Origin of the sequence: Kitasatospora aureofaciens (assembly GCF_019192735.1) — a bacterium.
GTDB classification, from domain to species: Bacteria; Actinomycetota; Actinomycetes; order Streptomycetales; family Streptomycetaceae; genus Kitasatospora; species Kitasatospora aureofaciens_A.
This window is the reverse complement of the sequence record NZ_JAHTKP010000002.1, coordinates 388,864-411,467: the sequence shown is the minus strand read 5'-3', so window position 1 is coordinate 411,467 and position 22,604 is coordinate 388,864. Positions and strand designations below refer to the sequence as shown.

The window sequence follows — 22,604 nt, the reverse complement described above, 5'->3', positions numbered from 1 at the left end:
GGGCCCGCCGAAACGGCGGGCCCTCCCAGCTGCCGGAAGAACTCAGCGCACCGGGTGCCCGGCCTCCCGCAACGCGTTCTTGACCTCGCCGATCCGCAGGTCGCCGAAGTGGAAGACGCTCGCGGCCAGCACCGCGTCCGCGCCCGCCTCCACGGCCGGCGCGAAGTCGGCGAGCTTGCCGGCCCCGCCGGAGGCGATCACCGGCACGGAGACGGCCTTGCGGACGGCCCGGATCATGTCCAGGTCGTAGCCGTCCTTGGTGCCGTCCGCGTCCATCGAGTTGAGCAGGATCTCGCCCGCGCCCAACTCGGCCGCGCGGCCCGCCCATTCGACCGCGTCGAGGCCGGTGCCGCGGCGCCCGCCGTGCGTCGTGACCTCGAAGCCCGACTCGGTCTCCGTACCGGGCGGGCAGCGCCGGGCGTCGACCGAAAGCACCAGCACCTGCCGCCCGAACCGCTGGGCGATCTCGCGGACCAGCTCCGGCCGGGCGATGGCCGCGGTGTTGACGCCGACCTTGTCGGCGCCGGCCCGCAGCAGCTTGTTGACGTCGTCGACGGCGCGGATGCCGCCGCCGACGGTGAGCGGGATGAACACCTGCTCGGCGGTGCGACGGACCACGTCGTAGGTGGTCTCCCGGTCGCCGGAGGAGGCGGTGATGTCGAGGAAGGTCAACTCGTCGGCGCCCTCGGCGTCGTAGAGCTTGGCCATCTCGACGGGGTCGCCGGCGTCGCGCAAGTTCTGAAAGTTGACGCCCTTGACCACCCGCCCGGCGTCCACGTCCAGACAGGGGATGACACGTACTGCGAGGGTCACGGCTGTTTGCCTTCCGGGGCTTCCAGGGTCTTTGCCAGCCCGGCACGATAGGCGTCGAGCTCGACCTCGACCATCATCCGGGAGTCGATCAGTCCCTCGACCACCACCATGGTGGCCACCGGGCGGGCGGCGGCGAAGAGTTGACGGTGGGCGCGGCCCACCTCCTCGGCGTCGCGGACGTGGGTGATGTACATCCGGGTGCGGACCACGTCGTCCGCCGTCAGACCGTACGCGGCCAGGGCCTGGAGCCCGACGCCGAACGCGGCGAGGGTCTGCCGGTACGGGTCGCCCTCGTGCTCGATCCGGCCGTCCACCCAGGCGGTGGAGCCGGCGACGTGCACGTGGTCACCCGCGGCGACCGCCCGCGAGTAGCCGAACTCGTCCTCCCAGGGGGAGAATCCGGCGACCCGGCCGCGTACGATCCGACGTTCGGTCATCCTGAAACCGCCTCCAGGGCCTCTTCGAGGGTGAACTTCTGCTCGTAGAGTGCCTTGCCCACGATGGCGCCCTCGACACCCTCGCCGACCAGACCGGCGATGGCGCGCAGGTCGTCCAGCGAGGAGACGCCGCCGGAGGCGACGACCGGGCGGTCGGTGGCGGCGCAGACGTCGCGCAGCAGCTGGAGGTTGGGGCCGGTCAGGGTGCCGTCGCGGTTGACGTCGGTGACGACGTAGCGGGCGCAGCCCTCCCGGTTGAGCCGGTCCAGCACCTCGAAGAGCTGGCCACCGTCGCGGGTCCAGCCGCGGCCGCGCAGGGTGGTGCCGACGACGTCCAGGCCGACGGCGATCTTGTCGCCGTGCTGGGCGATGGCCTTGGCGACCCACTCGGGGGCCTCCAGAGCGGCGGTGCCGAGGTTGACCCGGGTGCAGCCGGTGGCGAGCGCGTTGGCGAGCGACTCGTCGTCGCGGATGCCGCCGGACAGCTCGACCTTGATGTCGAGCGCGCCGGTGACCTCGCGCAGCAGCGCGTAGTTGGAGCCGGTGCCGAAGGCGGCGTCGAGGTCCACCAGGTGCAGCCACTCGGCGCCGGCGTTCTGCCAGGCGAGGGCGGCGGCCAGCGGCTCGCCGAAGGAGGTCTCGGTGCCGGAGGCGCCCTTGACCAGGCGGACGGCCTGGCCGTCCCGGACGTCGACGGCGGGAAGCAGTTCGAGGCGACTCATCAGTAACTCTCAGACGGTCAGAGGGTGTTGACCCAGTTGGTCAGCAGGGCGGCGCCGGCGTCACCGGACTTCTCGGGGTGGAACTGGGTGGCCCACAGCGGGCCGTTCTCGACGGCCGCGACGAACGGCTGCCCGTGCGTGGCCCAGGTGACCAGCGGGGCGTGCAGCCGGTCGCTGTGGATCTCCAGCTCCCAGTGCCGCACGCCGTAGGAGTGCACGAAGTAGAAGCGGGTCTCCGGGTCCAGTCCGGCGAACATCCGGCTGCCCTCGGGCACGTCCACGGTGTTCCAGCCCATGTGCGGGACGACCGGGGCGTCCAGCGGCTCGACGGTGCCCGGCCACTCGTCGCAGCCGGCCGTCTCCACGCCGTGCTCGACCCCCCTCTCGAAGAGGATCTGCATGCCGACGCAGATGCCCATGACCGGCCGGCCCCCGGCGAGCCGGCGGTCGATGATCCAGTCCCCGCGGACCGACTTCAGCCCGCGCATGCAGGCCTCGAAGGCGCCCACGCCGGGCACGAGCAGCCCGTCCGCGGCCATCGCGGCGTCGTAGTCGGCGGTCACGGTGACGTTGGCGCCGGTGCGCTCCAGGGCGCGCTGCGCGGAGCGGAGGTTGCCCGAGCCGTAGTCGAGGACGACGACGTTCTTGCCCATGTTCAGGTGTCCAGTCTCTCTGCTACGGGTCTAGAGGCGCATGACGCCGGCGGCCAGGCACATCACCGAGCCGAACGCGAGCACCAGGATGACGCCCTTGGGCAGCTTCTGCTTCCAGAACGAGATCACCCCGCCGGCCAGGAAGAGCCCGACGAAGAGGAGGATCATCGCGGTCTTGCTCACAGCGCACCCTTGGTCGACGGGAGGATGCCGGCCGCGCGCGGGTCGCGCTCGGAGGCGTAGCGCAGGGCCCGGGCGAGCGCCTTGAACTGGCACTCGACGATGTGGTGGGCGTTGCGGCCGTACGGCACGTGGACGTGCAGCGCTATCTGCGCCTGGGCCACGAAGGACTCCAGGATGTGCCGGGTCATCGTGGTGTCGTAGCTGCCGATCATCGGCGCCATGTTCTCCGGCTCGGTGTGCACCAGGTAGGGGCGGCCGGAGAGGTCGACGGTGACCTGGGCGAGCGACTCGTCCAGCGGCACCGTGCAGTTGCCGAAGCGGTAGATGCCGACCTTGTCGCCGAGCGCCTGCTTGAAGGCGGCACCGAGCGCGAGGGCGGTGTCCTCGATGGTGTGGTGGGTGTCGATGTGCAGGTCGCCGTCGGTCTTGACGGTGAGGTCGAACAGACCGTGGCGGCCGAGCTGGTCGAGCATGTGGTCGTAGAACCCGACGCCCGTGGAGATGTCGGTCCTGCCGGTGCCGTCGAGGTCGATCTCGACCAGGACCGAGGTCTCCTTGGTAGTGCGCTCAACGCGTCCGATACGGGACATACGGGGTTACAGCTCCTTGATCACAGTGGAAACGGCGTCCAGGAAGGCGTCGTTCTCGGCGGGGGTGCCGGCGGTGACGCGCAGCCACCCGGGGACGCCGTTGTCGCGGACCAGGACGCCCTGGTCGAGGATGGCCTGCCAGACCGCGTGGGTGTCGGCGAAGCGGCCGAACTGGACGAAGTTGGCGTCCGAGTCGGTCACCTCCAGGCCGAGCCCGCGCAGCGCGTCCACCAGCCGGTCGCGCTCCTGCTTGAGCCGGCCGACGTACCCGAGCAGGGTGTCGGTGTGCTCCAGGCAGGCCAGCGCGGTGGCCTGGGTGACGGCCGACAGGTGGTACGGCAGCCGGACCAGCTGCACCGCGTCCACCACGGCCGGGTCGGCCGCGAGGTAGCCCAGGCGCAGCCCGGCCGCGCCGAAGGCCTTGGACATGGTGCGGCTGACCACCAGGTTGGGGCGGCCCTCGATCAGGGGCAGCAGCGAAGCGCGGTGCGAGAACTCGACGTAGGCCTCGTCGACGACGACCAGGCTGGGCCGGGCGGCCTGCGCGGCCTCGTACAGCTTCAGCACGGTGTCGGCGTCCACCGCCGTGCCGGTCGGGTTGTTCGGCGAGCAGACGAAGACCACGTTCGGCCGGTGCTCGGCGATCGCGGCGAGGGCGGCGTCCACGTCGATGGTGAAGTCGTCGTTGCGCGGGCCGGAGATCCACGCGGTGCCGGTACCCCGGGAGATCAGGGCGTGCATCGAGTAGGAGGGCTCGAAGCCGAGCGCGGTGCGGCCGGGGCCGCCGAAGGTCTGGAGGAGCTGCTGGAGCACCTCGTTGGAGCCGTTGGCCGCCCAGACCTGCGCGCGCTCGACCGGGAAGCCGGTGGTACGGGCCAGGTACGCCGCCAGACCGTCGCGCAGCTCGACCGCGTCCCGGTCGGGGTAGCGGTTGAGGCCGCGGGCGGCCTCGGCGACACGCTCGGCGATCCGGGCCACCAGCTCGTCGGGGAGCGGGTACGGGTTCTCGTTGGTGTTCAGCTGGACGGGCACGTCCAACTGCGGTGCGCCGTACGGGGACTGGCCCCGCAGCTCGTCCCGGATGGGGAGGTCGTCGATACGAGTCACGAGCCGGGCACCGTCCAGTCGAAGCGAGCCTTGATGGCGTCCCCGTGACCGGGCAGGTCCTCGGCGTTCGCCAGGTTGACCACGTGCGCGGCGACGTCCGCCAGCGCGTCCCGGTCGTACTCGACGACCTGGACGCCGCGCAGGAAGGTCTGCACCGACAGGCCGGCCGAGTGGCAGGCGCAGCCGCCGGTGGGCAGCACGTGGTTGGAGCCGGCCGCGTAGTCGCCCAGCGAGACCGGGGTCCAGCGGCCGATGAAGATCGCGCCGGCGTTGCGGACCTGGGCGGCCACCGCGTGCGCGTCCCGGGTCTGGATCTCCAGGTGCTCGGCGGCGTAGGCGTTGACGACGTCAAGGCCCTGCTTCAGGTCGTCGACCAGGATGATGCCGGACTGCTTGCCGCCCAGCGCCTCGGCCACCCGCTCGCTGTGCTTGGTCCTCTCGACCTGCACGGCCAGCTCGGCCTCGACCGCGTCGGCCAGCGCCGGCGAGTCGGTGACCAGCACCGAGCCGGAGGTCGGGCCGTGCTCGGCCTGGCTGATCAGGTCGGCGGCGACGTCGCTCGGCAGCGCGCTGTCGTCGGCGAGGACGGCGATCTCGGTCGGGCCGGCCTCGGAGTCGATGCCGATCCGGCCGGCGAAGTAGCGCTTGGCGGCGGCCACGTAGATGTTGCCGGGGCCGGTGACCATGTTCACCGGCGCACACTCCTCGGTGCCGAGCGCGAACATCGCGACCGCCTGGGCACCGCCGACGGAGTACACCTCGTCCACGCCGAGCAGCGCGCAGGCCGCCAGGATGGTCGGGTGCACCCGGCCGTCGAACTCTCTCTGCGGCGGCGAGGTGACCGCGATGCCCTGGACGCCCGCCTCCTGCGCCGGCACCACATTCATCACAACGGACGACGGGTACACCGCCAGCCCGCCCGGCACGTACAGGCCGACCCGGTCCACCGGCACCCAGCGCTGGGTGACCGTTCCGCCCGGCACCACCTGCGTGGTGTGCCCGGTGCGGCGCTGGTCCGCGTGCACGGCGCGGGCCCGGCGGATCGACTCCTCCAGCGCGGCCCGCACCTTCGGGTCCAGCGTCTCCAGGGCCTCGGTCAGCTGCTCGGCCGGGACCCGGGTCGACTCCAGCCGCACGCCGTCGAAGCGCTCGGTGATCTCGATCAGCGCCGCGACCCCACGATGGCGTACGTCCTCGGCGATCGGCCGTACCTTCTCCAGGGCGGCCGCCACGTCGAACTCGGCACGGGGCAGCAGGTCACGCGGGTCGTCCAGCGAGCCGCGGAGGTCGATTCGAGAGATCACGCCACCCAGTGTAAGGAGTGGCCGGAAGCACTGGTCCCGCATTTCAGTCCGTGATACGAAGGGCGAGACGACCGGGGGACGGGGGAAACCGTGGTGGAACAGGCGCCAGAGGACTGGACGGACACCGAGCAGGAGCTCTGGGAGGCCTTCCGCCAGGGCAACGTGTTCGACTGCCGCTGCCGCGACAGTGACGAGGACGACCCCTTCGGCGACGCCGCCTGGGGCCCCGACCGCACCGTCCGCGCCGACGTGCTGGCCCGCCTGCTGCTGGCCGGGCCGACCGCGGCCCCGGGCCGGGTCTCCTCCCTGCGGATGAACGGCGTCAACGTCACCGGCGCGCTCAACCTCGCCGGCGGCCGGATCAACCAGTACGTCGAGCTGTACGGCTGCCGCTTCGACCACAAGATCCTGATCTCCGAGGCCGAGGCCAGCACCCTGCGCCTCGTCGACTGCCTGATACCGCGGATCGAGGCCTCCCGGCTGAACACCACCGGCGACCTCCACCTCGCACGCTGCCGGATACCCGAGGGCATCCGGCTCACCGACGCCAAGATCGGCACCGACCTGCTGCTCAACCAGACCGTGCTCGGCGCCGACCGGTTCGGCCGCGCGGTCTCCGCCGACGGGATGGCCGTCCACCAGGACTTCGAGGCCGACCGGATCGAGGTCCACGGCGAGCTGAGCCTGCGCACGGCCCGGATCGGCGGCCGGTTCTCCCTGCGCGGGGCCCAGTTGTACGCCGTCCCGCAGAACCGGATCTGCCTCAACGCCGTCCGGATCACCGTCGGCCACACCTGCTACCTCACCAGCTCCCCCGACGGCGGCTGGTTCGGCTCCCGCAGCTACTACGGCTCCGGCTACGGCCAGAACCCGCCCCCGGGCGCCCCCGGCACGCCGTTCCGCGCCCACGGCCAGGTGCGGCTGTCCGACGCCCGCTTCGAGGGCGCCTGCCTGATCTCCGGCGAATTCCACCTGGAGGATGACGACGAGCTCTCGCTGCGCCGCATCCACACCCCCGAACTGCGCTTCACCTGCCGGGTCCGGCCCACCGGCCCGGTCTCGCTCTCCCGCGCCCGGATCGGCAACCTCGTCGACACCCCGGACGCCTGGCCGCGCGGCAAACACCTGGGCCTCACCGGCTTCGTCTACGAGTGCCTGCGCCCCGTCGCGCCGTTCACCGTCCAGCAGCGCATCGCCTGGCTGGAGGGCTCCACGGTGGAGTACCAGCCCGAGTCCTACGAGCAGCTCGCCACCGCACTGCGCCGCGACGGCGCCGACGACGACGCCCGCGAGGTGCTGTACGCCAAGCAGCGCCGCCGCTACGCGACCCTCCCGCTGCCCGCCCGCGCCTGGGGCAGGCTCCAGGACGTCACCGTCGGCTACGGCTTCCGCCCCGGCCGGGCCGCCCTGTGGCTGCTGCTCGCCTGGGCCCTCGGCAGCATCTACTTCGCCACCCACCCGCTGGAACCGCTCAAGCACGACGAGATGCCGCACTGGAACCCGGTGCTGTACACGCTCAACCAGCTGCTGCCGATCGTCGACCTCAACCAGGGGGCCTGGAATCCGGGCGGCCTCACCCAGTGGATCTCCGCCGGCCTGGTGATCGTCGGCTGGGTGCTCGCCAGCACCGTCGTCGCCGGCGCCACGAGGATGCTCCAGCGCGGATAACCCCGTTAACCGCGCGACAAGCGCAGGGCCCGGGGAACTACGCTGTCCGCCGTGACAGAACGGCTGCCGCTCCTCCCGCTGAACATCGTGCTCTACCCGGGCCTCGTGCTGCCCCTGAACGTCTTCGAGGAGCGCTACCGCCGTCTCGTCGCCGACCTGCTCGAACACCCCGAGGACGAACCGCGCCGCTTCGGCGTGCTCGCCATCAAGGACGGCCGCGAGGTCGCCCCGGTGCGCCCCGAGGAGGGCCCGGCCGGCCCGCTCGACGGCCTCGGCACCTTCACCGGGGACCCGCTGGAGGCGATCTTCCACATCGGCTGCGTCGCCGACATCGCCTCCGTCGAGGAGCAGCCCGACGGCCGGTACGAACTCCTCGTCACCGGCACCACCCGCTTCGTGCTCCGCTCCGTCGACACCTCAGGTCCGTACCTGACCGGCGAGATCGAGCCGATCGAGGAACGCCCGGGGGAGGGCTCCGGCGCCCTCGGCTCCGAGGTCGAGCGGGCCTTCCGCGCCTACCAGAAGCGCCTCGCCGGCGCCCGCGAGGCCAGCACCGTCGGCCGCCAGGAGCTCCCGGACGACCCGCAGGTGCTCTCCTACCTGGTCGCCGCCGCCTCGGTGTTCGAGACCCCGGTCAAGCAGCAGCTGCTCGCCTGCCCCGACACCGCCCAGCGGCTGCGCACCGAGCTCGACCTGCTGCGCCGCGAGACCGCCGTCCTCACCTGGCTGCCGTCACTGCCCGCGGTCGACCTCACCCGCCAGTCGTTCAGCCCCAACTGACCCCGCCCGACCGATCCCGGAGCCCCCGTGGCGAAGAAGCCGAAGAAGGGCGGCCAGGGCACCCCCGCCACCGTCGCCCTGGAGACCGCCGCCGTCCCGTTCACCGTGCACGCCTACGAGCACGACCCGGCCGCCGCCTCCTACGGCGGCGAGGCCGCCGAGGCCATGGGCGTCCCGGCCGACCGGGTCTTCAAGACCCTGGTCGCCGACGTGGACGGCGTCCTCACCGTCGGCGTGGTCCCGGTCGCCGGCCAGCTCGACCTCAAGGCCCTCGCCGCCGCGGTCGGCGGCAAACGCGCCGCCATGGCCGACCCGGCCGCCGCCGAACGCAGCAGCGGCTACGTCCGCGGCGGCATCTCCCCCCTGAGCCAGCGCCGCCCCCTCCGCACCGTCATCGACATCGGCGCCCTGGCCCACCCCACCGTCTACGTCTCCGCCGGCCGCCGAGGCCTGGAGGTAGAGCTCACCCCCAGCGACCTCATCACCCTGACGAACGCCAAAACCGCCCCCATCGCCCGCTAGCCCTACTGACCCCGGGTCTCTCCCCAGGGGCGCGGGGAACTGCGCGAACCGGAAGGCCCCGACCCGATCTTGGACCGCCGACCTTCCGCCCCACCCCGGTCCCTCAGCGCGGTGCCTCGTCCTGCCCGTTCACCGGCGCCGGCCGCTCCCCCGCCGCATCCCCGTCCACCGAAGCCAGCTGCACGGCCCCCTCCGGAGGAGCCTGCAGCTGCCCGTACGCCCCCGCCCAGTACGGCGGCGGGTCCTCCTCCCGCTTCCCGAACGCTGCTGACAGCGCGAGCAGCACCACCATCGCCGCCATCGGCCAGGCCAGCAGCGCCCCGTGCGCCCCCAGGTCGATGTCCGCGTTGAAGTGCCCCCCGGTGCCGACCCGCCGCGCCTCCGCGATGAGGTTGTCACTCGGCCCGAGCCACCGCCCCAGCCGCCAGGCGCCGAGCGACCCGAGCAGCCCGCCGATGGCCAGCCCCGCCGCGACCGCGACGCCGCCACCCCGGCGCCGGGTGACGAGGAACGCCCCGAGCGCCGTCACGGTCCCCATCCCGAGTCCGAGCAGGACGAACACCGCGTCGGCCCCGGCCCGCTGTTCCCCCTCCGGGTCGGCGTACAGGATCCGGTCCCGGTCCACGACCAGTGGCACCTTGGGCGCCAGCCACGCCCACAGCCCGGCCATGACCAGTCCCAGCAGGATGCACGCGAGCACCGTGCCCGCCCCGAACCGCAGCTCCGGCAGGAGCCGGTGCATCGCCGAGCGCTCGGTCTGGACGGCTTCCCCGAGCTCCGCCGGGAGCGGCGGGAGCTCCCCCGCGTCCGGGGCCGGCGGCGGCGCGAACGGGTCGGCGGCGGCGTCCGGCACCGCGTGCACGTCGGCGCGGGTGGGATCCGGAGGTGTGTTCGGTACGGTCACAGGCCCCATCGTTTCACGATCGCGGCCCGGACGGGCCGCCGCCCATGGGTCCCGGCAGCGGCTCCAGGGTCCGTCCTCGAACTCCCGCCTGCCGCGCGGCGACGGACCCTAGCGCGAGACGGCCCGCCGGTACGCCCAGGTGGCGATCGCCAGCGACACGACGCCGACGCCCGCACAGACCGCGAGGTCGCCGGCCACCAGCGCCCAGTCCGGGTCGGGCGTGAACGTCCGGGCGAAGGCCTCGACGCCGTACGTGGACGGCAGCAGGTCGCGCAGCCACAGCACCGGCTGCGGCAGGTGGTCGACGGGCAGGACGCCGAGCAGCAGCGCCGCCGACATGCCGAGCTGCCCGAGCATGGTGGCGATCTCCTGCCGCGGCGCGAGCAGCCCGCAGGCGGCCCCCAGGCCGGAGAGCGCGGCCCCGGCGAGCGGGACGACGGCGAGCAACACCCACAGCTGCCCGAGCGGCAGCCCGAACATGACCGCGCCGACGGCCGCCGTCACCACCGTCCCCGGCAGCGTGAACGACGCGTACGCGCCCGCCGCGCCGAGCACCACGGACGCGGCCGGGACGGGCAGCGTCGCGTAGTGGTCGAGCCCGCCGGTGGCCCGCAGCTTCCCGAAGTACTGCGCGAGCAGGTTCAGCGCGACGAACGCCACGACCAGCACGCTCGACCCGGCGACGACCGACCGCGCCGCCGACGTCTGCCCGGAGTCCACGACGCCCCGCATCATCACCAGGATGCCGACGGACTGGAAGGTCGCCACGAACAGCAGCGGAATCCGCGCCACCCGGGCCCGGGCGAGCTGCGCCCGGTAGACGGCGGCGAGGGCGGGCAGCAGCCGGGCCGCGGGGGCGAGCGGGGCGGGCCCGCAGGTCGCGCCGGGGGCGGCGGCCTGCGGCGGCACCGAGAGCAGCGTCACTTGGCCAGTCCTCCGTGGCGGCCGCCCAGCTTGAGGTAGGCGTCCTCAAGGCTCGGGGTGGCCAGGGTGAAGTCGTCGAGGGCGGCGAAGGCCGGGCCGGTGGTGACGGCGGCGACGAGTTCGCGGGCCTGTTCGGGGGTGGTGCGGACGGTCCAGCGGCGGCCGGTGCGTTCGGCCCGTTCGGCGAGTTCGGCGACGGCGGGCACCCCGACCGGCGCCTCGTCCCGCCAGACCAGGTCGAGCCGGACGTCGCCGTCCACCAGGGCCTTCAGCCCGCCGGGGGTGTCACAGGCGATCACCCGCCCCTCGTCGATGACGGCGACCCGGTCGAGCACGGTCTCCGCCTCGATGACGTTGTGGGTGACCAGCAGCACGGTGGTGCCGCGCTCGGCCCGGCGCCGGTCGACGGCGCTCCAGACGGCGCGGCGGGCGACCGGGTCCATGCCGGTGGTGGGTTCGTCGAGGACGAGCAGCGGCCGCTCCCCCACCAGCGTGGCGGCGAGGCAGGCGAGCCGGCGCTGGCCGCCGGAGAGCTTGGCGAGCGGCCGGTGGGCGATCGGCTCCAGCCCGAGTTCGGTGAGCACGTCGGCGGCCTCGGCCCGGGCCTGGGCACGGCCGAGCCCGCGCAGCCGTCCGGTGGTCTCGGCGGCGAGGGCGACGGTCAGCTCGTCGAGGGCGGTGGATTCCTGCCCGAGGTAGCCGAGCAGGCGGGCGGCCCGTTCGGGGTGGCGGACGATGTCGTGGCCGAGGAGTTCGATCGAGCCGGCGTCGGGCCGCAGCAGCCCGGTGAGCTGACGGACGAGCGTGGACTTGCCGGCGCCGTTGGGTCCGAGCAGCCCGAAGATCTCGCCCTGCCGGACGGTCAGAGCGACTCCGTCGTTGGCCCGGATCTCGGTGGCGGCGGCGCCGCGGCCGGTGCGGTAGGTCTTCACCAGGCCGCTTACGGCACAGCACGGCAGGGGGTCCTGGGGTGCGCGCCCTGCCGTCTCGTTCACGACCGAAGACTTTACGCGCTCACACGGGCGAACCGGACAAGGGGTCCTGATCCCCGACAGCCACCTCGGGCTCGGCGCTGACCTCAGTCGTCCACGACCATCGACCCGCCCGGCACCCGGGTGGCGAGCTCCTTCCAGAACCCGGCCCGGATCGCGTACCGGTCGTGCTCGTCGATCTGGTCGTCCTTGTGCGCGAGCAGCCCGAAGCGGGCCGCGTAGCGCAGCAGTTCGCCGTCGACGCGGTGCGGGATGCGCGGGTAGTCGGGCCAGAGCGCGGTGAGCCGTTCGACGTCACCGAGGCGTTCGCTCCAGCGCCGGGCGAAGACCTGCCCGACCTCGTGAGCGTCGCCGCCGATGGAGGTGATGTCCTCCTCGCGGTCGGCCCAGCGCTGTTCCGCGGTGGTGAGCTGGGCGAGGGTGGGCAGGCTGTCCCCGGCGGTGACGGCGGGTTCGGGGACGGGCCGGTCGACCCAGCCCCGGTCGGAGGACCAGCGCAGCACGGGGCCGGTGTGCACACCGCCATTGACGCCGGCCTGCCCGCCCGCCTGGCCGTTGGCGCTGACGGACGGGAGGGCGGCGGTACGCCCGGCGAGGTCCTTGGGGGTGGGCACCACCTTGAGTGCGGCGGCGGCCGACTGCGCGCGCCCGTTCGCGGCGGGGGCGACGGGCTCGGACGCGACGGCGGCCGGGCGGGCGGGCACGGTCACCGGCACGGCCGGGGGCACCACGGCGGGGGGCGCGGCGGGCGGCGCGGCGAGGATCTTGGCGATCTCCTGGCGCGGGCCCTGTCCGGGGGCGGGGAACACGCTGGCGGTCTCGCGGAGGCTGAACGAGCCCTCGATCCACTCTCTGTCGAGCACCCGCCGCTCGTCCGCCTCGCCGACCAGGTCCTCGGACTGGTTGAAGTCTCCGTCGGCGGCCTGGAGCGCCCAGAGGTGGACGACGACGCCGTGCTCCTTGGCGGACATCATGCCGGGCAGCAGGTCGCCGTCACCGGTGATCAGCACGACGTCGGCGCAGGCCCGGTTGCGGGCGAGCTCGGAGAGTTCGGCGTGCATGGCCGCGTCCACACCCTTCTGCACCCAGCGGCCCTCGGCCCGGGTGAGGGCGCCGAGCCGGACGGTGACCCGGGGCAGCACCCGCAGCCGGCGGTGTTCGGGCATCGGGCGCCGGTCGGGGGCGGCGTCGAACCAGTAGATCCGCAGCAGCGGCAGCCCGGTCTCGGCCTCGGCGCGTTCGCGCAGCGCGGTGATCAGCGCGGTGTGGTCGACGGTGACCCGGGAGCGGGACGGGTCGCCGGCGAGCAGGCTGGCGGCGGCGCCCAGCAGGTATCCGGCATCCACCAGGACGACACAGCGATCCATCGCGCACCTCTTTCCGCTCGCCCTCGGGGTCAGGCCAGGTGGGCGCGGTACGCCCTCGATCCGGGCGTGGTGGTGAGGGGTCTCCCGCGACCGCCCGATCGTTGGCTCACCTTTTCCCCCTGGTTCGCGCGCCGAACCTCGGGAGATGTCGCGGTAACGCAACAGCCCTCTCAACGGAAAGCAAAGGCGGACCCCGTTCAACGACGGGGCCCGCCTCCGGTCACGCCCGGGCTCGCGTCCGGGTGTCAGCCCTTCAGCTCAGCCCTTCGACTCAGCCCTTCAGCTCGGCGGCGACCAGCTCGGCGAGCTGGACGGCGTTGAGCGCGGCGCCCTTGCGCAGGTTGTCGTTGGAGACGAACAGCGACAGGCCGTTCTCCACCGTCTCGTCGACCCGGATGCGGCCGACGTAGCTCGGGTCCTGACCGGCGGCCTGGAGCGGGGTGGGGATGTCGGACAGCTCGACGCCGGGGGCTCCGGCGAGCAGCTCGACGGCGCGCTCCGGGCTGATCGGGCGCTCGAAACGGGCGTTGATCTGCAGCGAGTGGCCGGAGAAGACCGGCACGCGCACGCAGGTGCCGGCGACCTTCAGGTCCGGGATGCCGAGGATCTTGCGGCTCTCGTGGCGGAGCTTCTGCTCCTCGTCGGTCTCGTTGGAGCCGTCCTCGACGATGGAGCCGGCCAGCGGCACCACGTTGAAGGCGATCGGCCGCTGGTAGACCTTGGGCTCGGGGAACTCGACGGCCGAGCCGTCGTGGGCGAGCGCGGAGGCACCGTCGACGACCTTGGCGGCCTGGTCCTGCAGCTCGGCGACACCGGCGACGCCGCTGCCGGAGACGGCCTGGTAGGTGGAGACGACCAGGGCGGCCAGGCCGGCCTCCTCGTGCAGCGGGCGCAGCACGGGCATGGCGGCCATGGTGGTGCAGTTCGGGTTGGCGATGATGCCCTTGGGCCGGTCGGCGATGGCGCCGGGGTTGACCTCGGAGACGACCAGCGGGACCTCGGGGTCGCGCCGCCAGGCGGAGGAGTTGTCGATGACGACCGCGCCGGCCGCGGCGACCTTGGGGGCGAGGGCCTTGGAGGTGGCGCCGCCGGCCGAGAAGATCACGATGTCCAGGCCGGTGTAGTCGGCCGTGGCCGCGTCCTCGACGGTGACCTCGGTGCCCTGCCAGGGCAGGGTGCGCCCGGCCGAGCGGGCCGAGGCGAACAGCCGCAGCTGCTCCACCGGAAAGCTACGCTCCGCCAGGATCTCGCGGACCACGCCGCCGACCTGGCCGGTGGCCCCGACAATGCCGATCTTCATTCCGACTACTCCTCTGGATGGTGCTGTTCACAGCCGCACTCTGCCCATCATGCCTTGTCACGCGGGCCGGGCGACCTGGTATTCCACGGTGTGAGAGGCCTCGACCCGTCTAGTGGTCCAGACCACTCACAAGTTCCGTTGCCAGCCGGTGCGCTGCGGCCACCTCGGCAGCCCCCGCCGGCAGCAACGGCAGCCGCACGTCCGCCGTGGGGATCCGCCCCTGGGCGTGCAGCACCCCCTTCACCACCGCCGGGTTCGGCGCCGCGAACGCGGCCAGCGCCAGCCCGGTCAGCCGGTGCCCCAGCGCCCGGGCCCGCACCGCGTCCCCGGCCTGCCACGCGGCGGCCAGCTCGACGAACCGGGCGGTGGCCAGATGGGCCGAGGCGAGGATGCCGCCGGCCGCGCCGAGCGCCAGCATCGACGCGAGGAAGGCGTCCTCCCCGGCCAGCACCGCGAAGCCGTCCGGGGCGGCGGCGAGCAGCTCGACGGCGGCCTGGTCGAGCCCGCCGGTCGCGTACTTGACGCCCACCACGCCGTCCACGGCGGCGAGTTCGGCCAGCGCGGCCCCCGACAGCTGCTGCCCGGTGCGGTACGGGATGTGGTAGACGATCAACGGCAGCGGGCTCGCCACGGCGAGCGCCCGGAAGTGCGCGACCGTCCCGGCCTCTCCCGGCCGCAGGAACGCCGGGACGGTGACCAGCGCCGCCGCGGCCTGCGGCACCTGCGCGCCGAGCGCGGCCAGCGACTCGGCGGTGGCCCGGGTGTCGCCGCCGTGCGCGCCGACAATCAGCTGCGCACCGCGCCCGGCACAGGCGGCGGCGCACACCTCGACCACCGCCCGCCGCTCCTCCGGGCTCAGCGCGGCGGGCTCGCCGGTCGTGCCGAGCGCGACCAGCCCGGCCGCGCCGGCATCGAGCACCTCATGGGCGAGCTTCTCCAGTGCCTCCAGCGCAACCGAGCCGTCGGCGGCGAAGGGCGTGATCAGTGGGACGTAAATACCCGCAAGTTCCATGCCCACGATCCTGCGACCCGCCGATCATCCAGGTCCAGTTCACATTTCCGACGCTTCTCGTAAGCTGAGCCGATGCTCGACGTCCGACGCCTGCGCCTGCTGCGCGAACTGGCCCACCTCGGCACCATCGCCGCCGTCGCCGAGGCGCTGTCCTTCAGCCCTTCGGCGGTGTCCCAGCAGCTGTCCGTCCTGGAGAAGGAGGCCGGCGTCCCGCTGCTGGAGCGCACCGGACGCCGGGTCGCGCTCACCCCGGCCGGGCGCAACCTGGTCCGGCACGCCGAGGCGGTGCTCGCCCGGCTGGAACAGGCGGACGCCGAACTCGCCCACGCCAAGCAGGGGTTGGCCGGCCAGCTGCGGATCGGCACCTACCCGTCGGCGGCCCGAGCGATCATCCCGGCGGTGCTCGCCGAACTCGCCGGCTGGCACCCGGGCCTGGAGCCGATGGTCACCGAGGTGGACCCGGCCGCCGTCGGGGCGGCCCTGCGCGCGGGCGAACTGGACGTCGCCCTGGTCCACGAGTACGACCTCGTCCCGGCCGACCCGGAACCCGGCCTCGCGGTGACCCGCCCGGTGTTCACCGAGCCGATGTACCTGGCCGCCCGCACGGCGGGGACGGTCGCCGAACAGCGCACCGCGCCGTGGATCCTGGCCCCGCGCGGCACGCTCTGCCACAGCATGGCCGTCCGGGCCTGCGAGTCCGCCGGATTCGCGCCGCGGATCCGGCACCAGATCGACGACTTCGCCACCGTCCTGGCCCTGGTCGCGGCAGGCCAGGGCGTCGCCCTGGTCCCCCACCTCGGCACCGCCCAGCCCCCGCCCGGCGTCGTCCTCACCCGCCTGCCCATGTACCGCCGCACCCGCGCCGCCTTCCGCGCGGGCGCCGGCTCCCACCCGGCGATCTCCGCCTTCGTCTCCGCCCTGCACACGGCAGTGCCCCCAGGCCTGGGCGGCCAGACCTGATCCGCCCCCCGTGCCCCATCCCTCCCCCAAAAGCACAAATCCCCGCGCCCCGAAAGGGGCGCGGGGAACTGCGCGAAGCGGAAGGCAACCCACCCGCACCCGGCCTCAAAGCCCGGCTGCCTCCGGCGTCACCCCGCCAGACAGCTCGGCCCGAGCAACTGCTTCAGGTCCCCGAACAACGCCGGATCCGACTTCACCCGGTGCCGGTCCAGCCGCAGCACCGTCGTCGTCCGCGAACCCTCCAGCCGCAGCCGCACCTCCGTCGTCCCCCGGTGGCTGCTCAGCACCTCGCCGAGCCGCGCGACCAGCGGCGGCGTCACCTTCACGCTCGGGATGTTGATGACGATCGGCGCCTCGGCATGCGCGTTCGACAGGTCGGGAACCGACAGCTCCATCCCCATCAGCCGCGGCACGTCCTCCCGCTTGTCGAGCTTGCCGCGCACGAACACCACGGCGTCCTCCACCAGTTGCGAGGACACCAACTGATAACTCGCCGGGAAGAACATGCAGTCGATCGAGCCGGCCAGGTCCTCGACCGTCGCGATCGCCCACGCGTTGCCCTGCTTGGTCATCTTCCGCTGCAGGCCCGAGATGATGCCGCCGATGGTGACGATCGTCCCGTCCGGCCGCTCCGCGAGGTCCGCGACCGCGCAGTCCGCCTTGTCGGCGAGCACGTGCTCGATGCCGTGCAGCGGGTGCGAGGAGACGTACAGGCCGAGCATCTCGCGCTCCTGGGTGAGCAGGAAGGCCTTGTCCCACTCCTCCTCGGAGAAGACGACGTCCAGCCCGAAGCTCGGCTCGTCGGACACGGAGTCCCCGCCGAACAGGTCGAACTGGCCCTCCGCCTCCTTCCGCTTCACCCCGACGACGTTGTCGATCATCGGCTCGAACTGCGCGCTCAGGCCCTTGCGGGTGTGCCCGAGCGAGTCGAACGAGCCCGCCTTGATCAGCGATTCGACGGTCCGCTTGTTGCAGACCACCGACTCCACCTTGTCCAGGAAGTCCGGGAAGGAGGCGAACTTCCCCTTCGCCTTTCGCGTGCGGATCATCGACTCGACCACCGGCCCACCGACGTTGCGGATGGCCGTCAGACCGAAGCGGACGGTGTCGCTGCCGTGCGGCGTGAAGTCGGAGTCCGACTCGTTGACGTCCGGCGGCAGCACCTGGATGCCCATCTTGCGGCACTCGTTGAGGTAGACCGCCGACTTGTCCTTGTCGTCCTTCACCGACGTCAGCAGGCCGGACATGTACTCGGCCGGGTAGTTCGCCTTGAGGTAGGCCGTCCAGTAGGAGACCAGCCCGTACCCGGCGGTGTGCGCTTTGTTGAACGCGTAGCCGGAGAAGGGGACCAGGACGTCCCACACCGCCTGGATGGCCGCGTCGGAGTAGCCGCGTTCGCGGCAGCCCTTCTGGAAGGGCACGAACTCGGCCTCCAGGATCTCCTTCTTCTTCTTACCCATGGCCCGGCGCAGCAGGTCTGCCTGGCCGAGCGAGTACCCGGCGAGGATCTGCGCGGCCTTCTGCACCTGCTCCTGGTAGACGATCAGGCCGTACGTCGGCCGGAGCACCTCCTCCAGGGGCTTCTCCAGCTCCGGGTGGATCGGCGTGATCTCCTGCTGGCCGTTCTTGCGCAGCGCGTAGTTCGTATGGGAGTTGACGCCCATCGGGCCCGGCCGGTACAGCGCCAGCACGGCCGAAATGTCTTCGAAGTTGTCGGGCTTCATCAGCCGCAGCAGCGAACGCATGGGGCCGCCGTCGAGCTGGAAGACGCCCAGCGTGTCGCCGCGCGCCAGCAGTTCGTAGGTCGGCTTGTCGTCCAGGGGCAGATCAAGCAGGTTGATCGTGACGCCCTTGTTCTTCTCGATCGCCTTGACGGCGTCGTCCATGATCGTCAGGTTGCGCAGGCCGAGGAAGTCCATCTTGAGAAGGCCGAGGCCCTCGCAGGTCGGATAGTCGAACTGCGTGATGGTGACGCCGTCGGTGTGCCGGGTCCAGACCGGGATGTGGTCGGTCAGCGGCTCGGCGGACATGATGACACCGGCCGCGTGCACACCGGGCTGGCGGATCAGGCCCTCGATACCGCGCGCGGTGTCGATGACCTTCTTCACGTCCGGGTCGCTCTCGTACAGCCCGCGGATCTCACCGGCCTCGCTGTAGCGCGGGTGGCTGCTGTCCGTGATGCCGGAGAGCGGGATGCCCTTGCCCATGACGTCCGGCGGCATCGCCTTGGTGATCCGGTCGCCCATCGCGTACGGGTAGCCGAGGACGCGCGAGGAGTCCTTGATGGCGGCCTTCGCCTTGATGGTGCCGTACGTGACGATCATGGCGACCTTGTCGGATCCCCACTTCTCGGTCACGTACCGGATCACGTCACCGCGCCGGCGCTCGTCGAAGTCGATGTCGACATCGGGCATGGAGATGCGCTCGGGGTTGAGGAAGCGCTCGAAGATCAGCCCGTGCGGGATGGGGTCGAGGTCGGTGATGCCCATCGCGTACGCGACCAGCGAACCGGCCGCCGAACCACGGCCGGGGCCCACCGCGATGCCCTGGCTCTTGGCCCACATGATGAAGTCCGCGACCACGAGGAAGTACGCCGGGAACCCCATCTGGATGATGGTGTCCATCTCGTACTCGGCGAGCTTCTTGTGCTCCTCGTCGTACCCGCCCGGGAAGCGCCAGTCCATGCCCTCCCAGACCTTGGACTTGAAGAAGTCCGACTCGGACTCGAAGCCCTCCGGGATCGGGAAGCGCGGCATGAGGTTCCTGAACTTGAACATGCCCTCGGTGTCGACCCGCGAGGCGACCAGCAGCTGGCTGTTGCGGCAGCCCTCCTGCCAGGCGTCCGAGGAGTCCAGCGCGTACATCTCGGCGGCCGACTTGATGTAGTAGCCGGTGCCGTCGAAGCGGAAGCGGTCCGGGTCGGAGAGGTTCTTGCCGGTCTGCACGCAGAGCAGCAGGTCGTGCGCGCCGGCGTCGGCCTCGGTGGTGTAGTGCGAGTCGTTGGTCACCACCGGGGGGATGTTCAGCTTCTTGCTGATCTCCAGCAGCCCGTCGCGGACCCGCTTCTCGATGTCGAGGCCGTGGTCCATCAGCTCCAGGAAGTAGTTGTCCTTGCCGAAGATCTCCCGGTAGTCGGCGGCGGACTTCAGCGCCTCGTCGAACTGGCCCAGCCGCAGGCGGGTCTGCACCTCGCCGGACGGGCAGCCGGTGGTGGCCATCAGACCGCCGGACAGCTCGGAGATCAGCTCCTTGTCCATCCGGGGCCACTTCACCAGCCAGCCCTCGGAGTAGGAGCGCGAGGTCAGCTTGAAGAGGTTGTGCAGGCCCTCCTTGTTACGGGCCCAGATGGTCTTGTGGGTGTAGGCACCGGACGCGGAGACGTCGTCCCGCTTCTGGTGCGGCTGGCCCCACAGGATGCGCTTGGTGTTGGACCGGGACTCCGGCGCGACGTACGCCTCGATGCCGATCACCGGGGTGATCCCGGCGGCGGTCGCCTGCTTGTGGAACTCGGCGGCGCCGTACATGTTCCCGTGGTCGGTCATCGCGACATGGGTCTGGCCCAGCCGCTCGACCTCCTTGAACATCTGCTTCAGCCGGGCGGCACCGTCCAGCATCGAGTACTCGGTGTGAACGTGCAGATGCGCGAACGGCTGGTCGCTCAAGGCGGGGCCTCCGGAGGCTCGGTGCTTGTCTGGTGGGCCGGCGAACGCGCAGGTCACAGGGGGTCCCTGGAAACAGATGTGGCCCGAACCACCTCCCGGGGTCCGGACCATCCCTCACACGTTCACGCGTCCACTCTAGCTTCCCTCTCCCCCACCGAGTCGCACCGCGGCAGCCTCCCGCACCTCCGATTCCTCCATCGGATCGTCGCGGAGGTACGCCAGCCGCTCCCTGACCTCGGCCCGTTCCGGAGCGTGCTCGACCCCCAACAAACGAGCCTCCGCCTCGCAATCCCAGAGGCACTCCACGTACACCTCGTCCACGCCAGCAGGCGCCACAGCGGCGAGCGCCTCCAGATAAGCAGCCCGCTCGTACGAGTGCGGCGTCCAGAGCCAGAACCGCCGCAACAACGAAGCCGCCCCTGCCGCCTTCGCCCCGAACCTGGCCAGCCCCCGAGCGAGAACGTCCGGCCCACACCAGTCCTGCTCCACCCAGCACCGCTCCAGCGCATCCAGCAGGACCGGCAGATCCCGCTCATCCCCGTGCTTCGGGAGCGGATCCATCGAACCCTGGCGATTCGACACCGGCTCGGCCGCGCGCTCGCCCTCGCGGATATATCCCCGTAGTGCCTCCCGCGCCTCGACCGACCCACCGAGCGCCAACAGCTCCAGCACCCCAGCGGCCCGCTCGCAGACGTCCTCACCCCCCGCCAGCAGCTCCACCACCGGCCCGACCGGCAGCGCCAGGTCCCGGATCAGCCGAGCCAGATACAAGTGCCGATGATCCACCTGCGAGTCCCACCGCCACTCCCACCGGACACACCCGTAAACCAGCTCTACAGCAGCGGCAGGGTCCTCCGCCGCCATCCGCGCACCCAGCCCGCGCCCCCGCTGCAACAACCCCGGCAACGTCCCCGCCGGCGCGTACTCGTATCTCCGCTCTACCACGCCCCCATCGTCCCTCAGCCCCCGATGCCCGGGCGTCGGGGGCTGAGGGTCACCGGTTCCGCCACCCTCTGAGCACCATGGGCCGCCGATCTTCCTCCGCCGCGACAACCCCTCGCGAGCGAGCGGCCGGATCCCACCTCCAACCGAGCACCCACAGCGCAGGAAGTCGGCCAGCCCGACTTCCCACGCCACGCAACCTGCAGGTCACGCCCACCACCCATCTCCCCTGCGGCCCCTCGCTCTCCCCGAGCGAGGGGCCGGATCCTCCGCCGCCATCCGCGCACCCCCTCGCGCTCCTTCGCGCGAGGGGCCGCCACACTGCCGTCCTACAGTGCGCCCAGCGACCGGGCCAGCTCGTCAGCCGTCGGCCGGTTGTCCGGATGCGGGTCGAGTGCGGGAGCCAGGACTCCCAGCAGCGATGGCACCGCAGTCCCTGCCCTGTTCAATGGCACTCGTCCCTCGGCAATCACGGCCCGCAGCTCGCTCAAGCTCGCGGCCTGCGGGTCAACACCAACAGCCGAGTAGTCCAGCGGCCACTGCCCACTGGCCGCCACCCACAACGACCCGCCGAGTGCATACACATCGCTCGCCGGAGTGGGCGTTGCACCACCGCCGGCCGCAAGTTCTGGCGCCTCCAGATGAGCCAGGCCGCCACTGAAAGGAGTGTTCAACTCCCCCTCCGGCAACGGACTTTCCCCCTGGGCATTGGCGAAGTCGATCAACCGAGGCCCAGTCGCCGCATGAACGCAATGCGCCGCCTGCAAGTCGCCGTGCGACCAACCGATCTCATGCAGCTCGGCAACCGCCCGACAGAAGTCCACCCCGGCTACCAGCATGCGTCCTCGCTCCTCCGCACTGGGCACCCGATCACCCCGTGCGGCCCTGAACACCTCCCACGTCGACGAGCCGTCGAACCACGGCGTCACAGTGAAAACGCCGCCGTCGACGAGAGGTACGCGAGGACTCAAAGTCCGTTGCCCGATCGCACGCAGAACGGAAACTTCGCGGCGGGGGCCGAGGGCTCGGCCCCCGCCGCTGTCGGCCGTGGCGATCTTGACCGCCAACCGCTGCCCGGCCCCGGCTGTCACCCGCCACACCTGGACACCCCGACGGTCGGTGACCAACTCGGCCTCGGCGAGGACCCCGACCCGCTCCTCCAACCCGCCTCGAATGGACTCGATCAACGGAAGCCCTCTCGCTCAGGTCTCGCGGCCCATGCCCTTACGACAGACCAGTTCAGCGCCGCCGATCGGGCAGTTGTCGACGTGCCGATCACAGGTGCCAAGACATCACGGCCATCATCGTGAGCGACGGCAATCGTCTCGGCCAGCTCCGGCGTGTCCTCCAGGAACCGCGGGTCGAGCGGCCTCACCGCTGGCTGGACCGACAAGAACGTCACTGGCGGCACTGGCAGTCGACCGCCCTGCCGACTCTCGTCGACTTCGCCCGCCCAGAACTTTCCGATCATCAGACCAACAGGCCCATAGAGATTCTTGAGAGCCCAGTGGGGCCAATCGATCTCGCGTCGCCCGGCGCCGTCGATCACCACGTTCTCGCACACCAGGTGCCCACGCGGCCGGGGCGCCAGCGAGCGCACGTACTCGGCTGCCTGGACGCCGGCTGCGAACACTGACGCTTCTATGTCGGCCAGGGCCACGCCCGGCTGGATCCGGTACGTCGTCCAGCCCGTCATCCGGTAGCGGACAGACGGACCCAAGTAGGGGCAGTGTCCACTCGTGGTCTCGACGTAGCCCGCCAC

General features: G+C 71.9%; 22 protein-coding genes. 4 read left to right on the top strand and 18 right to left on the bottom strand.

All coding sequences use genetic code 11. The features are described 5' to 3' along the window. Positions 1 to 42: 42 nt before the first annotated feature. From hisF to hisD, 8 genes are read right to left on the bottom strand one after another with little or no spacing between them, the layout of a single operon-like run. A complete protein-coding gene (hisF, locus tag KV557_RS03930) occupies positions 43 to 813 on the bottom strand; it encodes an imidazole glycerol phosphate synthase subunit HisF (protein ID WP_218198176.1) in 771 nt (256 codons plus the stop codon). After that, positions 810 to 1,250: a RidA family protein gene (locus KV557_RS03925; protein WP_218198175.1), complete on the bottom strand. Its 441-nt coding sequence runs from the start codon at positions 1,248 to 1,250 to the stop codon at positions 810 to 812. Before KV557_RS03925 ends, hisF begins: the two co-directional genes overlap by 4 nt. Further along, positions 1,247 to 1,972, bottom strand: a complete 726-nt coding sequence (gene priA / locus KV557_RS03920) for a bifunctional 1-(5-phosphoribosyl)-5-((5-phosphoribosylamino)methylideneamino)imidazole-4-carboxamide isomerase/phosphoribosylanthranilate isomerase PriA (protein WP_218198174.1) — start codon at positions 1,970 to 1,972, stop codon at positions 1,247 to 1,249. The genes KV557_RS03925 and priA overlap by 4 nt, the downstream gene beginning before the upstream one ends. A gap of 17 nt (positions 1,973 to 1,989) precedes the next feature. After that, the gene (hisH, locus tag KV557_RS03915) at positions 1,990 to 2,625 is read right to left on the bottom strand and encodes an imidazole glycerol phosphate synthase subunit HisH (protein ID WP_218198173.1); all 636 of its coding nucleotides are present in this window, start codon (positions 2,623 to 2,625) and stop codon (positions 1,990 to 1,992) included. Positions 2,626 to 2,655: 30 nt separating this feature from the next. Next, the gene (locus KV557_RS03910; RefSeq protein WP_218198221.1) at positions 2,656 to 2,808 is read right to left on the bottom strand and encodes a hypothetical protein; all 153 of its coding nucleotides are present in this window, start codon (positions 2,806 to 2,808) and stop codon (positions 2,656 to 2,658) included. Further along, positions 2,805 to 3,398 (bottom strand): imidazoleglycerol-phosphate dehydratase HisB, encoded by a 594-nt coding sequence (gene hisB / locus KV557_RS03905; RefSeq protein ID WP_218198172.1) that lies wholly within the window; start codon positions 3,396 to 3,398, stop codon positions 2,805 to 2,807. The genes KV557_RS03910 and hisB overlap by 4 nt, the downstream gene beginning before the upstream one ends. A 6-nt stretch (positions 3,399 to 3,404) precedes the next feature. Next, positions 3,405 to 4,505 (bottom strand): histidinol-phosphate transaminase, encoded by a 1,101-nt coding sequence (locus KV557_RS03900; protein WP_218198171.1) that lies wholly within the window; start codon positions 4,503 to 4,505, stop codon positions 3,405 to 3,407. Continuing rightward, positions 4,502 to 5,809: a histidinol dehydrogenase gene (hisD, locus tag KV557_RS03895; protein WP_218198170.1), complete on the bottom strand. Its 1,308-nt coding sequence runs from the start codon at positions 5,807 to 5,809 to the stop codon at positions 4,502 to 4,504. Before hisD ends, KV557_RS03900 begins: the two co-directional genes overlap by 4 nt. Positions 5,810 to 5,902: 93 nt before the next feature. On the opposite strand from hisD, the gene KV557_RS03890 reads away from it, so the two are divergent. The 3 genes from KV557_RS03890 to ybaK are packed head-to-tail and all read left to right on the top strand — an operon-like array spanning position 5,903 to position 8,779. Beyond that, on the top strand, positions 5,903 to 7,477 hold the full coding sequence (locus tag KV557_RS03890) for an oxidoreductase (RefSeq protein WP_218198169.1): 1,575 nt from the start codon (positions 5,903 to 5,905) through the stop codon (positions 7,475 to 7,477). 42 nt (positions 7,478 to 7,519) lie between these two features. Further along, the gene (locus KV557_RS03885; RefSeq protein WP_218198218.1) at positions 7,520 to 8,257 is read left to right on the top strand and encodes an LON peptidase substrate-binding domain-containing protein; all 738 of its coding nucleotides are present in this window, start codon (positions 7,520 to 7,522) and stop codon (positions 8,255 to 8,257) included. A gap of 27 nt (positions 8,258 to 8,284) precedes the next feature. Beyond that, positions 8,285 to 8,779, top strand: coding sequence for a Cys-tRNA(Pro) deacylase (ybaK, locus tag KV557_RS03880; protein ID WP_218198168.1), 495 nt, complete (start codon positions 8,285 to 8,287; stop codon positions 8,777 to 8,779). Positions 8,780 to 8,882: 103 nt separating this feature from the next. On the opposite strand, the gene KV557_RS03875 is transcribed toward ybaK, so the two are convergent. The 6 genes from KV557_RS03875 to KV557_RS03850 all read right to left on the bottom strand — a co-directional run bounded on the left by KV557_RS03875 (position 8,883) and on the right by KV557_RS03850 (position 15,278). After that, entirely contained in the window at positions 8,883 to 9,683 is an 801-nt protein-coding gene (locus KV557_RS03875) for a hypothetical protein (RefSeq protein ID WP_218198167.1), read from the bottom strand. 108 nt (positions 9,684 to 9,791) lie between these two features. Continuing rightward, positions 9,792 to 10,607, bottom strand: coding sequence for an ABC transporter permease (locus KV557_RS03870; protein ID WP_218198166.1), 816 nt, complete (start codon positions 10,605 to 10,607; stop codon positions 9,792 to 9,794). Next, positions 10,604 to 11,602, bottom strand: a complete 999-nt coding sequence (locus KV557_RS03865) for an ABC transporter ATP-binding protein (RefSeq protein WP_308129755.1) — start codon at positions 11,600 to 11,602, stop codon at positions 10,604 to 10,606. The genes KV557_RS03870 and KV557_RS03865 overlap by 4 nt, the downstream gene beginning before the upstream one ends. 83 nt (positions 11,603 to 11,685) lie before the next feature. Then, positions 11,686 to 12,966 (bottom strand): NYN domain-containing protein, encoded by a 1,281-nt coding sequence (locus KV557_RS03860; protein WP_218198165.1) that lies wholly within the window; start codon positions 12,964 to 12,966, stop codon positions 11,686 to 11,688. Positions 12,967 to 13,237: 271 nt separating this feature from the next. Beyond that, positions 13,238 to 14,266 (bottom strand): aspartate-semialdehyde dehydrogenase, encoded by a 1,029-nt coding sequence (locus tag KV557_RS03855; protein ID WP_218198164.1) that lies wholly within the window; start codon positions 14,264 to 14,266, stop codon positions 13,238 to 13,240. Positions 14,267 to 14,375: 109 nt separating this feature from the next. Continuing rightward, positions 14,376 to 15,278 (bottom strand): dihydrodipicolinate synthase family protein, encoded by a 903-nt coding sequence (locus tag KV557_RS03850; RefSeq protein WP_218198163.1) that lies wholly within the window; start codon positions 15,276 to 15,278, stop codon positions 14,376 to 14,378. 72 nt (positions 15,279 to 15,350) lie between these two features. Here KV557_RS03850 and KV557_RS03845 point away from each other — a divergent pair, with 72 nt between their 5' ends. Beyond that, complete coding sequence (locus tag KV557_RS03845) at positions 15,351 to 16,238, top strand: LysR family transcriptional regulator (protein ID WP_218198162.1); 888 nt, start codon at positions 15,351 to 15,353, stop codon at positions 16,236 to 16,238. 128 nt (positions 16,239 to 16,366) lie between these two features. Here KV557_RS03845 and dnaE read toward each other — a convergent pair whose 3' ends face one another. From dnaE to KV557_RS03825, 4 genes are all read right to left on the bottom strand, one after another. After that, entirely contained in the window at positions 16,367 to 19,900 is a 3,534-nt protein-coding gene (gene dnaE, locus KV557_RS03840; RefSeq protein WP_218198161.1) for a DNA polymerase III subunit alpha, read from the bottom strand. 135 nt (positions 19,901 to 20,035) lie between these two features. Further along, the gene (locus tag KV557_RS03835) at positions 20,036 to 20,686 is read right to left on the bottom strand and encodes a hypothetical protein (protein WP_256176857.1); all 651 of its coding nucleotides are present in this window, start codon (positions 20,684 to 20,686) and stop codon (positions 20,036 to 20,038) included. A gap of 485 nt (positions 20,687 to 21,171) precedes the next feature. Continuing rightward, positions 21,172 to 22,029, bottom strand: a complete 858-nt coding sequence (locus tag KV557_RS03830; RefSeq protein WP_218198159.1) for a hypothetical protein — start codon at positions 22,027 to 22,029, stop codon at positions 21,172 to 21,174. After that, positions 22,026 to 22,502 (bottom strand): hypothetical protein, encoded by a 477-nt coding sequence (locus KV557_RS03825; protein ID WP_218198158.1) that lies wholly within the window; start codon positions 22,500 to 22,502, stop codon positions 22,026 to 22,028. The genes KV557_RS03830 and KV557_RS03825 overlap by 4 nt, the downstream gene beginning before the upstream one ends. Positions 22,503 to 22,604 lie beyond the last annotated feature (102 nt).